Origin of the sequence: Avibacterium paragallinarum, from assembly GCF_900450705.1 — a bacterium.
GTDB lineage: Bacteria > Pseudomonadota > Gammaproteobacteria > Enterobacterales > Pasteurellaceae > Avibacterium > Avibacterium paragallinarum.
On record NZ_UGHK01000001.1, the window covers coordinates 222,168 to 234,505 of the forward strand.

The 12,338-nt window shown below is 40.3% G+C and carries 13 protein-coding genes and 1 pseudogene; 8 read left to right on the plus strand and 6 right to left on the minus strand.

Annotated elements, in window-relative coordinates:
* Positions 1-184: 184 nt before the first annotated feature.
* From grxD to ompA, 5 genes are all read right to left on the minus strand, one after another.
* A complete protein-coding gene (gene grxD, locus DXZ23_RS01335) occupies positions 185-523 on the minus strand; it encodes a Grx4 family monothiol glutaredoxin (RefSeq protein WP_017806420.1) in 339 nt (112 codons plus the stop codon).
* A gap of 83 nt (positions 524-606) precedes the next feature.
* A complete protein-coding gene (locus DXZ23_RS01340) occupies positions 607-1,368 on the minus strand; it encodes a TPM domain-containing protein (protein WP_017806419.1) in 762 nt (253 codons plus the stop codon).
* Positions 1,361-1,804 (minus strand): TPM domain-containing protein, encoded by a 444-nt coding sequence (locus DXZ23_RS01345; RefSeq protein ID WP_017806418.1) that lies wholly within the window; start codon positions 1,802-1,804, stop codon positions 1,361-1,363. The genes DXZ23_RS01340 and DXZ23_RS01345 overlap by 8 nt, the downstream gene beginning before the upstream one ends.
* A 15-nt stretch (positions 1,805-1,819) precedes the next feature.
* Positions 1,820-2,401: a LemA family protein gene (locus DXZ23_RS01350; protein ID WP_017806417.1), complete on the minus strand. Its 582-nt coding sequence runs from the start codon at positions 2,399-2,401 to the stop codon at positions 1,820-1,822.
* Between the two features lie 98 nt (positions 2,402-2,499).
* Positions 2,500-3,534: a porin OmpA gene (gene ompA / locus DXZ23_RS01355; RefSeq protein ID WP_021723705.1), complete on the minus strand. Its 1,035-nt coding sequence runs from the start codon at positions 3,532-3,534 to the stop codon at positions 2,500-2,502.
* A 415-nt stretch (positions 3,535-3,949) separates the two neighbouring features.
* Here ompA and ydiJ point away from each other — a divergent pair, with 415 nt between their 5' ends.
* From ydiJ to hemH, 3 genes are read left to right on the plus strand one after another with little or no spacing between them, the layout of a single operon-like run.
* Positions 3,950-7,036: a D-2-hydroxyglutarate dehydrogenase YdiJ gene (gene ydiJ / locus DXZ23_RS01360; protein WP_017806415.1), complete on the plus strand. Its 3,087-nt coding sequence runs from the start codon at positions 3,950-3,952 to the stop codon at positions 7,034-7,036.
* 5 nt (positions 7,037-7,041) lie between these two features.
* Entirely contained in the window at positions 7,042-7,461 is a 420-nt protein-coding gene (locus DXZ23_RS01365) for a hotdog fold thioesterase (RefSeq protein ID WP_021723706.1), read from the plus strand.
* Positions 7,458-8,429: a ferrochelatase gene (gene hemH, locus DXZ23_RS01370; RefSeq protein ID WP_017806413.1), complete on the plus strand. Its 972-nt coding sequence runs from the start codon at positions 7,458-7,460 to the stop codon at positions 8,427-8,429. Before DXZ23_RS01365 ends, hemH begins: the two co-directional genes overlap by 4 nt.
* 91 nt (positions 8,430-8,520) lie before the next feature.
* Here the strand turns inward: hemH and DXZ23_RS01375 are convergent, their stop codons facing one another.
* Positions 8,521-9,177, minus strand: coding sequence for an OmpW/AlkL family protein (locus DXZ23_RS01375; RefSeq protein WP_017806412.1), 657 nt, complete (start codon positions 9,175-9,177; stop codon positions 8,521-8,523).
* A gap of 134 nt (positions 9,178-9,311) precedes the next feature.
* Here DXZ23_RS01375 and DXZ23_RS01380 point away from each other — a divergent pair.
* The 5 genes and pseudogenes from DXZ23_RS01380 to DXZ23_RS01400 all read left to right on the plus strand — a co-directional run bounded on the left by DXZ23_RS01380 (position 9,312) and on the right by DXZ23_RS01400 (position 12,299).
* Positions 9,312-9,962: pseudogene (locus DXZ23_RS01380) on the plus strand (IS1595-like element ISHpa1 family transposase).
* Positions 9,963-10,220: 258 nt separating this feature from the next.
* Positions 10,221-10,973: a hypothetical protein gene (locus DXZ23_RS01385; protein ID WP_017806410.1), complete on the plus strand. Its 753-nt coding sequence runs from the start codon at positions 10,221-10,223 to the stop codon at positions 10,971-10,973.
* A gap of 2 nt (positions 10,974-10,975) precedes the next feature.
* Positions 10,976-11,521 (plus strand): septation protein A, encoded by a 546-nt coding sequence (locus DXZ23_RS01390; protein WP_017806409.1) that lies wholly within the window; start codon positions 10,976-10,978, stop codon positions 11,519-11,521.
* 9 nt (positions 11,522-11,530) lie between these two features.
* Positions 11,531-11,989, plus strand: a complete 459-nt coding sequence (gene yciA, locus DXZ23_RS01395) for an acyl-CoA thioester hydrolase YciA (RefSeq protein ID WP_017806408.1) — start codon at positions 11,531-11,533, stop codon at positions 11,987-11,989.
* Positions 11,990-12,002: 13 nt separating this feature from the next.
* Positions 12,003-12,299 (plus strand): YciI family protein, encoded by a 297-nt coding sequence (locus tag DXZ23_RS01400; protein ID WP_017806407.1) that lies wholly within the window; start codon positions 12,003-12,005, stop codon positions 12,297-12,299.
* Positions 12,300-12,338 lie beyond the last annotated feature (39 nt).

Genomic DNA, 12,338 nt, shown 5'->3' on the forward strand with positions numbered 1-12,338 from the left:
ACCGCACTTTTTATGCTATATAAAGTCATTGGGAAAATAGAAAAGAGCTTATGATGAAAATATGAAATATCCCATATTTTTTAGAAGAAATAAGCAATAATTTCAAGCTGGTATGAAAAAAGGTTTAGATTTTCTACCTAAACCTTTAATCAACTAGCAAAACTGCATCAACTCATTATAAAAATTAGTTATTTATTCCGCTTTTATGACGTTCTGCGACCTCTGCAAGTAGCGTTTGCAACTCGCCTTGTTGATACATTTCTAAAATAATATCGCAACCGCCAATTAGCTCGCCCTCAACCCATAATTGTGGGAAAGTTGGCCAATTTGCATAAGCGGGAAGTTCAGCACGAATGTCGGGATTTTGTAAAATATCCACATAACCAAAAGGCACCTTACAATTCATTAAGGCTTCTACCGCTCTTACAGAAAACCCACAAGAAGGGAATTTTGGTGAGCCTTTCATATAAATTAGAATAGGGTTTTCAGAAATTTGTTTTTTAATACGTTCTAAAGTTTCCATAATTATCCTCGTTTATCATTAAGTGGGCGAATTGTAGCATAAGCCCGTAGGGATACCAATAACTTGAGCAAAATAATCAACTATTACCAGCTTCCCCCTGCACCGCCTCCGCCGAAGCCACCTCCTCCGAAACCGCCACCAGAGCCGCCGAAACCTGAGCCTCCACCAAAACCGCTGAATCCTCCCCCACCATTGCGGCGGTTAAAGGTTGATGTGCGGCTAGGGCTGGCAGGGCTAATGTAAGGTGTTCGGCGACCACCTAATTCACCCAATAAAACAATCAACACAAATGCCGAGATCATTAATAATGGGATATATTGTGCCAGCCCCTCATCATCTTGTATTGCCGCTCCATATTCCCCTTTGCTTGCGGCAATAATGTAATCCAGCCCGCGATCAATGCCCAGCATATATTGCCCTTTTTTGAATGCGGGAGTAATGACATTACGGATAATTTGCGATAAAAACGCATCGGGCAATGCCCCCTCTAGCCCTTGCCCTGTGGCGATAAAAATTTTGCGATCCTTTACGGCAATTAGCATTAATACGCCATTATTCAACTGCTTACGACCAATGCCCCATTTATCACCAAGCTCAAAGCTGTATTGTGCAATGTCATAATTTCCCGTGCTAGGAATCAATACCACCGCAATTTGTGAGCTGGTTTCTTTCGAATAAGCAATCAGTTTATTTTCTAATAACTGCTTTTCCGATGGCATCAGTGTATTGGTGTAATCATTCACATAATGAAAAGGATTTGGTGGAGGGGGGAAATTCACTGCGTTGGCGGTTAAACTAAAAAAAATTAGCAAAAAAACCACCGCACTTTTCATTCGTTTAATCATTGATTATCACCTCATTATCGAGTTCATTACGATCATCGGGCTGAATTGGAAAATGCAAGGTTAAACGTTGTGCAATACGCTCAATCGTATTGACAACCCCTTGTGTATAGCGTTTCTGCTGGAAATCTTCCACCATCGCCACATATTGTTGCTGCCAAAACGCTTCCCCAACATATTGATGAATGCCCTCATCGCCAATAATAGCACATTGCTGATCTTTATAGGCGATATAAATCAGCACGCCATTACGAGCTTGGGTTTCGGTCATTGCAAGTTGCGTAAAAATCGACAATGCGTGCTGAATTGCGGAAAGTTGTGATTTGGGAAGATGCCGTTCAATGTAAACTCGCAATTCTGCGGAACTGCGTTGCTCGAGGCGGGCAATCGCCGCCTCAATTTGCTTTTTATCAAAAGGAAGTTTTGAAAAAATCGCCATAGAAATAACCGCACTTTAGTTAAAATTTACCACAGGTGCATTTTCTGCCCCAACTGTGGCTTTAAAATAAGGTTTTTCTTTGAAGCCAAAAATCATTGCCACCAATTTTGTTGGGAACTGACGAATTTTTTGATTATATTCGCGTGCTGCCTCATTGAATTTATCACGTGCAACATTAATACGGTTTTCAGTTCCCTCTAACTGTGCCTGTAAATTCATAAAGCCGTCGTGTGCTTTCAGCTCTGGGTATTTTTCCACCGTAACCAATAAACGAGATAATGCCGATCCCACAGAATTTTGCTCTTGTTGGAATTGTGCTAGCTGCTCTTGCGTCATATTAGCTGGATCAATTTTAATTTGGCTCGCTTTCGCACGGGCTTCAATCACGCCTGTAAGGGTTTCTTTTTCAAAATTAGCCTGCCCTTTTACGGTATTTACAATATTTGGAATTAAATCCGCACGGCGCTGGTATTGCGATTCTACATTTGCCCATACGGCATCAATTTTTTCTTCTGCTTGCACTAAGCCGTTGTAACTTCCCATTAACGTAAAGGCAACTACTACAGCCACCACCGCCGCGATTATCCATTTTTTCATTTGTTTTACCTCTCTATTTTCTAGATTGATGATATAACAAAAGACCTAAACTTTCGTTTAGGTCTTCTATATTATCAACGAATTAACGTGTTAAGAAATTACTCTTCACCTTTAACTGAGATTTCTACACGACGATCGTCTGCTAAACAAGCGATTAATGCTTTGCGACCTTTAACCGTATCACATTTCGCACCAGTTACTGGGTTCGCTTCACCATAACCTGTTGAAGAAATCACTTCTTGAGCAACACCTTTAGAAACTAAGTAGTTAGCCACAGTATCAGCACGACGTTGTGATAATTTCAAGTTGGCTGCTTCGCTACCAATACGGTCAGTATAACCAGCAACATCTACTTGTACTGATTTTAACTGTGCGATTTCACCATAAATACCGTCTAATACATTTTGTGCTTCTGGACGTAAATTTGCTTTACCAAATGCGAAAGTAACATCTGAATTTAATGCAAATGTTTTTGCAACAACCTTAGGTTCAACAACTGGTGCACTTTGACCAAAACGGTAAGATAAACCAGCAGTTACAGAACCGATGCTTGGTGTATAATCTACACGGCTACCATCTTTTTCCACACGTCCTACTTTATTTACCCATTGATATTCAACACGTAATGCAAGTTCTGGTAATGATGGTAAGTTATACTCTAAACCACCAGCGAATACTGGAGAAACTTTTAAGCTATGTTCGTGCGTCTGATTAGGAGCTGCTCTTTTAGTTGGTTTATAATCAGAACGAATCAACGCTGCTCCAACGCGAGCATAAACATCTAATCCTTCAAGCACTGGATAACTTGCTTTTAAGCTTAAGTGAGCTCCGTGATTTGTGTGTTTTATAACAGTTTCACCGCCTTGACGGCTTTTAGCACGCCCAAAGTCATCATAACCTAGCTCAACAGCGAAGTTATCAGTAATTTGGTAACCACCGAACACCCCATAAGTTACAGAATTACGCAATGTACCATCTGCATTTTGTGAGTTTTCAAATTGGTTTAAACCATCGTGGAAAGATGCCCAGCCCGCTTTTGCACCAGCATAGAAAGTGTTTGCTTGTGGTGCAGCTTGTGCTACTGACGCAGCAGTTAAACCAGCGATTGCTAATGCGATTGCAGTTTTTTTCATTTGGATGATCCTCTATGTTTTCATCAATAAATCTAAAATAAACGCTTTATTCAGCATAAACCTATACTTAAATAAATGCCAAACATACATAATATACTTCACTATATTACTTCGTTTAATCTTATCTACGGGGAAAGAATAATCCCATCCCCTATCATAGTTATACTTTTTTAGTTACCTCGACATTACAGGCTAAAACTAATCAAAGCGTGCGTATTATCGACCTGAAAAAACAGAAAATCAAACAATTTTTCTTCTTTTTGTTTATAATTTATACGAATACAATGCTAACTAGCATAATTTTTAAGCAAATTTTACCAAAATAAAAGGAAGCATTTATTGCAATGAAAGAATAATCACAATATGCTAGAATCCTGTTCATTATTCAATTAACCCTAATAGAGTAAGTAATAAGATGCTACCACGTTTAATAAATATTCCACAAATATCCCCTTTAGTATCTGACTATCTAGAAGAACTTAAACAACAACATTTTGAAGGCGATATTGCTTCAAATTATGCCGATCGCTTATCGCTTGCCACTGATAATAGTGTCTATCAACAACTCCCGCAGGCAATTTTATTCCCTAAAACCCTTGCTGATGTGGTTCGTTTAACCAAACTTGCCCAACGAGAGAAATATCAAAGTTTAACTTTTACCCCTCGCGGTGGTGGCACGGGGACAAACGGACAATCACTCAATAACAATATTATTGTGGATTTATCCCGTCATATGACACAAATTCTTGAACTCAACGTAAAAGAACGCTGGGTCAAAGTGCAAGCGGGCGTGGTGAAAGATCAACTTAATCAATTTCTTAAACCTTATGGCTTATTTTTCTCGCCTGAATTATCCACCAGCAACCGCGCTACCTTAGGCGGAATGATTAACACCGATGCCTCAGGACAAGGCTCGTTACGCTATGGAAAGACCTCCAATCACGTTTTAGGGTTACGTGCGGTACTAATAGATGGCGATGTGATTGACACTCAACCATTAAGCACAGAAAATTTTGCACAATCTCTCCAGCAACAGCCTCTATCAAAACGCAGCAAAACACTCCATCAGCAAATTTTTCAACGTTGTAAAGAAAAACGCGAAGTTATTTTGCGTGATTTGCCGCAGCTTAACCGCTTCTTAACGGGCTATGATCTAAAGAATGTCTTTAATAATGAAGAAACTGAGTTTAATTTATCTCGTATCCTCACGGGATCAGAGGGGTCGCTTGCCTTTATTTGCGAAGCTACATTAAACCTTACTCCCATTCCGCAATACCGCACGTTAATAAATATTAAATACCGCTCTTTCGATGCCGCGTTGAGAAACGCCCCTTTTATGCTGAAAGCTAACGCCCTTTCGGTGGAAACCGTAGATAGCAAAGTGCTAAACCTCGCCAAGCAAGATATTATTTGGCACTCTGTCCAAGATCTTTTAACTGAAGACGCGGAAAACCCAATTTTAGGCTTAAATATTGTGGAATATGCGGGCAATAGCAAATCAATGATTGAAAAACAAGTGGCTCGCCTTTGCACCCAGCTCGATGAAAAAATCGCTCAACAGCAAGATGACATCATCGGCTATCAAGTCTGCACCGATCTGCCTTCCATTGAACGCATTTATGCGATGCGAAAAAAATCGGTGGGCTTGCTTGGCAATGCCAAAGGGGCAGCGAAGCCGATTCCGTTTGTGGAAGATACTTGCGTCCCGCCTGAACATTTGGCGGATTACATCAGCGAGTTTCGAGCTTTGTTAGACGCTCACCAGTTAGAATACGGAATGTTCGGCCACGTTGATGCGGGCGTATTGCACGTTCGTCCTGCCCTTGATTTATGCGATATTGAACAAGTGAAATTATTCAAGCAAATTTCCGATCAAGTGGCAGAACTCACCCATAAATATGGCGGCTTAATTTGGGGCGAACACGGTAAGGGAATGCGTTCGCAATATGGCGAAACCTTTTTTACCCCCGAACTCTGGCAAGAATTGCGTTACATCAAAACCCTGTTTGATCCACAAAACCGCTTAAATCCGGGCAAAATTTGCACCGCACTTGAAAGTAGCCAATCGCTCTATTCTATCTTATCGCCAATGCGAGCAGATCAAGACAGACAAATCCCCGTACAAATGAAGCAGGAATTTGCAGGGGCGATGAACTGTAATGGTAATGGATTATGCTTTAATTTTGATGTGCATAGCACGATGTGTCCGTCAATGAAAGTAAGCAAAAATCGCCTTTTCTCACCGAAAGGACGGGCTGCGATGGTGCGTGAATGGTTGCGTTTACTCGCTAATCAAAAGGTTTCCCCTGAGCAACTGGATTTCCGCAAACAGAAAATGAAACTGTCTGATTTGGTTGAAAAATTTCGTGCCAGCGTAGGCAAATATCGTGGCGAGTATGATTTTTCTCACGAAGTGAAAGCGGCGATGGATACTTGCCTTTCGTGCAAAGCCTGTGCCAGTCAATGCCCGATTAAAATTGACGTGCCGAGTTTCCGTGCGAAATTTTTACATTTCTATCACCAACGCTACCCTCGCCCAATAAAAGATTATGTGGTATCGAATGTCGAACTGGTTGCCCCTTATATGGCAAAAGCCCCGCAATTTTTTAACTTTTTCACTGCGGCAAAAATCACACAACCCATCGCGAAAAAATGCTTGGGAATGGTGGATTTACCGCGATTAAGCCAGCCAAATTTGCAACAGCAGTTGGTTGAGCTGAATTATCAAGGGCTTTCCTTAGAGCAACTGGAACGCCTCAATGAGCGAGAAAAAGACAAAATGTTGCTGATCGTGCAAGATCCTTTCACCTCTTATTATGATGCCAAAGTGGTAGCAGATTTTGTCGCACTAACGCAAAAACTCGGCTATCGCCCTATTTTGTTGCCGTTCAAGCCCAATGGCAAAGCCCAACATATTAAAGGCTTCCTAAGTCGCTTTGCCAAAACTGCCAAGAATCAAGCGACATTTTTAAATCGAATGGCAAAACTTGGCTTGCCATTAGTGGGGGTTGATCCTGCCATTGTGCTTTCTTATCGTGATGAATATCGTGAGATTTTAGGCGATGAACGCGGTGATTTCCAAGTGCTAACCGCTCACCAATGGCTGAAAAATCAGCTTCCGTCCGAGCATTTCAGCCAAGCCGTAAAAAGTGCGGTGAAAAATGACCGCACTTTTTCTGATTGGTACCTTTTCCCTCACTGCACCGAAGCCACAGGTTTACCGAACAGCCCGAAAGAATGGCAAGAAATCTTCTCCCATTTTGGGCAAAGCTTACAGGTGGAAAACGTGGGCTGCTGCGGTATGGCAGGGACATTTGGACACGAAACGCAACACCTTGAGATGTCTAAGGCTATCTATGCCAGTTCTTGGGCAAAAAAACTTCACGGCAAAAACCCCGAACAATGTCTTGCCACAGGGTATTCTTGCCGTAGTCAAATAAAACGTTTTGCCAAATGGCAACCAAAACACCCCGTGCAGGCGTTACTCACCTTATTGAGCTAAAAATGATGAAAATTTGGAAAAAAACCTTTACTTTAGAACAACTTAATCAATTCAACGCCCAATGTGCTGTTGGACATTTAGGCATTCAATTTACCGCCCAAGGAGAAGATTGGCTAGAAGCCACAATGCCAGTGGATCACCGCACCACCCAACCAATGGGCTTTTTGCACGGCGGAATTTCCGCTGCACTGGCGGAAACCGTTGGCTCAATGGCAGGCTTTTGCTGTGTGGAAGAAAATCAAGTCGTTGTGGGGTTAGACATCAATGCCAGCCACCTCCGCCCTGTGCGTGAGGGGAGCGTTACCGCAAGAGCCACGCCAATTCGTCTTGGCAAAACTACCCAATTTTGGCAGATTGACATTAAAGATCAAGCCGATAGACTATGCTGTTTCGCAAAATTGACTTTAAGTGTGATTACTCAATGAAAATAAATAAAATTGGCGTTATTCTCGCCAACTTAGGCACGCCAGATGCCCCTGAGCCACAGGCAATTTCTCGCTATTTGTGGCAGTTTTTAACCGATCCCCGTGTGGTGGATCTGCCTCGTTGGAAATGGTGGCCCCTATTAAAAGGCGTGATTTTGCCCTGCCGATCCAAACGCGTCGCTGAAACCTATCGCAGTGTATGGACAAAACAGGGTTCGCCTTTGCTGGTGATCGCACAGCAACAAAAGCAAGCCTTGCAAAATTATTTTGATGAACGAGAACAAAATATTCTCGTAGAAATTGGAATGACTTATGGCAACCCTTCAATACAAAGTGCGGTGCAAAATTTACTCAAAAATCAAGTGGATAAAATCATTGTGCTACCACTCTACCCGCAATATAGCAGTACAACTACCGCTGCGGTGTTTGACAGTTTCGCCCACGCGTTAAAATCCGTTCGTGGCATCGTGCCGTTTGAATTTATTCATTCCTATCATCTGAATGAAAATTACCTTAACGCCCTTACTGCTTCCATTAAAGCCCAATGGCAAGACGATGAATTTTTACTGTTTTCTTACCACGGCATTCCGCTCCGTTATGAGCAAAATGGGGATTATTACCGTGAACATTGCAAACAAACCACCCTTGCTGTGGTAGATAAGCTAGGCTTAACGGAAAATCAATGGCAGCTTTGCTTTCAATCCCGTTTTGGACGTGAGGAATGGCTACAGCCTTATACCGATCATTTTTTACAAAATGCCACCAGAACTCAAGGCATTGAAAAAGTTGCTGTGATTTGCCCCGGCTTCTCCACCGATTGCTTAGAAACCCTTGAAGAAATTGAAGAAGAAAACCGCGAAATTTTTCTTGCTAATGGTGGGAAATCGTTCCGATATATCCCTGCTTTGAATGCTGAACCTCAGCATATTGAAATGGTAGCGAAGTTGGTTATAGAAAAAACAGCGTAATCTGCCACCCCATTACATTGCCTAAACGAATAAGAAACACGCCTATGAAAACATATCAGTGGGCGTGTTTCTTATATAAATGATTTATGAATTAAAATCTATACCCTAGTCCCATAAAGAACACAAATGGGTTTAATTTGATATCTACTTCATGATCTGCATTTAGTGCTTTAAATTTAGCTGTAGTTTTAATTTTTGTGTACCACATCGCTGTATTAAAATAGAGATTTTCTATCAGTTTAATATCAATCCCCAAATTCACTACAGGAGCAAACGAATGTTTTTTCACTTGTAAATTAGTGATTGCAGGATTTGTTGCTTTCGCTCCAAAGAATCTAGTGTAATTTACCCCCGCACCAACATAAGGGCGAGAACCCGCATCTTTATCTAAGAAATAATATTGCACATATAAACTTGGTGGAAGCTGTTTTAATTTCACCACCTCACCCAAATCTCGTTTTCCCGCCTCAAGTGAAGGCACATTTGCTCTAATCTTATGTGAAAATGGTGTTGCACCTAATAATTCCACACCAATATTATCGGTAATCATATAGGTCGCGGTCAGCCCTAGCTGAGCATTATCACTTACTTTTAAACCTACCTCTGTGGACGTTTTTGTTGTTGAATGAGAATTTGCACTTACAAATACGCCCCCAGATCTTAATAAGACGTCTCCCGCTTGATGTGCATTTGCTGATGCCCCAATAAAAATACTTGCCAAACCCAATGCTATAAGTGTTTTTTTCATAAAAAAATACCTCGACAATTAAATACCCTTACAAAATTTGTGCTTTTTGCACGTCGAAAATATATCACTTAGGCATTTATTTAGGGGCTGTCCTAGATAACAACTAAAAAATCTATTTAGGTTAGAATGAACCAATGAGAAAAAGTCGTCTAAGTCAGCACAAACAAAATAAACTCATTGAGCTATTTGTTGCAGGTGTTACTGCAAGGACAGCAGCAGAGTTAGTCAATGTAAACAAAACGACTGCCGCATATTACTTTCATCGTTTACGCCAACTCATCTATCAAAACAGCCTTCACTTAGAGATGTTTGAAGGTGAAATTGAAGCCGATGAAAGTTATTTTGGCGGTGCTCGCAAAGGCAAACGTGGTCGTGGTGCGGCAGGGAAAATTGCGGTATTCGGGCTTCTCAAGCGCAATGGCAAGGTTTATACCGTTGCGGTTCCAAATACGCAATCTGCCACCTTGTTACCCATTATTCGGGAGCAGGTAAAGCCTGATAGTATTGTTTACACCGATAATTATCGTAGTTATGACGTGCTTGATGTGAGTGAATTTAGTCATTTTCGTATCAATCACAGCACACATTTTGCTGAAAATCATAACCACATTAACGGAATTGAGAATTTTTGAAGCCAAGCAAAACGCCATTTACGCAAATTTAATGGTATCCCAAAAGCGCATTTTGAGCTTTATTTAAAGGAATGTGAATGGCGTTTTAATTACAGCAACATAAAAAGTCAAATTTCTATTTTAAAACAATTGGTTAAAGGGAGTTTAGTCTAGTTATCTAGGACAGCCCCTTTATTTTTTTGTGATACAGTTCAAATTTTTTAAAATTTTGTAAAAAAAAGTAAAAAAATTTATTTCCGCACTTTTCTTTTTGTTTCAAAATAGTGAAAATTTGATCTAGCACAAAAAATAGATTTCATATTTCTAAAAATAATAAACCGCACATTATGAATATAGAATATATGTAATCGCACAAGGTAATCCCTAGATAGTTATTGTATAATGCTCCTTTATTTTTAACAGGACAAAAGAATGAATATTAATTTCACTCAAATTTATCAAGATTGTCGAAATTTTATGCGTAATCAGCCAAGAACTACGCAACAATTTATAGTTTTATTTTTTATTAACTCTCTGCTGTTTTACTTCTTACTTTCAACATTTATGCCGATAATAAAGATGGAAAATGTAGCAGGAAAAGAATTACTACAGCTAAACAACATTGGTGTTGAATTTCTCGTTTTGGCTCTTGCACAACAATTAATTAGTCTATTTATCTCTTTTTGGGGAATCGCGACTTTTCATCATATTAGCACACAACAAACAGCCAATCTAAATCAAAGTGCCACACTCACTTTGCGTCGCTTTGCAGGCATTATTGCGATTAATCTCATTGCATTGATTCCTATAATGATCGGCTTTATAGAAATATTATTTTCAATACTTCAAAAACAATCCCCATCAATATTTTCTCTCATCGCAAGTGTGCTTGGCTTTGTTATTTTCGTACGTTTAAGCCTTGCTTCAACGGAATATTTAATTCACCCTGTAACCATTGTTCAAGCCTTAAAAAATTGTTGGTTCCGTGGCGTGAAACGTTCTTCACCTCTGTTTATTTACTGTTTATTCATTTATGTGGCGTTACCTTTTATTGTAAGACAAATTAGTTCGCTAAGTGATAACCTCATTTTTGAATTAATAACATTATTAATAAGTGCCATTATTAGCGTATTTAGCTTGCTCTTTACTTACCGTTTTTACACCTTATTTATGCAAAGGAATTAATAATGAAACAATTGTTAGAATTTATACCGCTCTTGGTTTTTTTTATTGTTTATAAATTAGTGGGAATCCGCGAAGCGGCGATTGCCTTAATTATCGCAACCTTAATTCAACTTACCCTGTTAAAACTGAAATACGGCAAAATTGAAAAACAACAGCTCATTATGGGAAGTGCGGTAGTTTTTTTTGGTGGTTTATCAGCTTATTTCAATGAATTAGAATTTTTAAAATGGAAAGTAACGGCGGTTTATGCCTTGTTTGCTTTGGCATTAATCATCAGCCAAGTGTTTTTTAAAAAACCGCTCATTCAGCAATTATTAGGTAAAGAAATTCAACTGCCTGATGCCGTTTGGAATAAATTAAATCTAGGCTGGGCAGGATTTTTTCTGTTTTGTATGATCCTAAATATCATCATCAGCCAATATTTTTCCGATGATCTTTGGGTGGATTTCAAAACCTTCGGCATTATTGGACTCAGCCTTATTGCAACAGTCGCAACAGGCGTTTATATTTATCGTTATCTTCCACAAACAGAGAATAAAGAACAATAGGAAAACATTATGTCTGCATTTATTGAAACCAAAACGGGACGCCAATCACAAGGCACATTGTTATTACGCACCCTTGCGATGCCTTCTGATACCAATGCCAACGGGGATATTTTCGGTGGTTGGATTATGTCGCAAATGGATATGGGCGGTGCAATTTTAGCCAAAGAAATTGCGCACGGCCGTGTGGTTACCGTGGCGGTGGATAGTATGACCTTTATCCGCCCGATTTCTGTGGGCGATGTGGTATGTTGCTACGGCCGCTGCGTGAAAGTGGGACGCACTTCATTGCAAATTAAAATTGAAGTGTGGGCGAAAAAAGTATCCAGCGAACCCATTGGTGAACGCTATTGCGTAACCGAAGCCGTATTCAGCTTTGTTGCGGTAGATAGCAACGGTCGACCGCGTGCAGTTCCAAGAGAAAATAACCCTGAGCTAGAAAAAGCCCTTGCGTTAATTGATGAAGCCTAAGAAAGGAGAAACTATGTATTACGCTATTTTTGCTCAAGACAAACCCAATACCCTTGCTCAACGCCTTGCGGTGCGTGAACAACATCTTGCACGTTTAAAACAATTACAAGCAGAAAACCGCCTTTTAACCGCAGGCCCAAATCCTGCCATTGATGACGAAAATCCCGGTGAAGCTGGATTTACTGGCTCAACAGTAATCGCCCAATTTGACAGCCTTGAAGCGGCACAACAATGGGCAAGCCAAGATCCTTATGTGGAAGCTGGCGTTTATGGCGAGATGATGATTAAGCCATTTAAGAAAGTTTTCTAAGCAAAAAATCGCAAAAATTCTCTCAAAAAACACCGCACT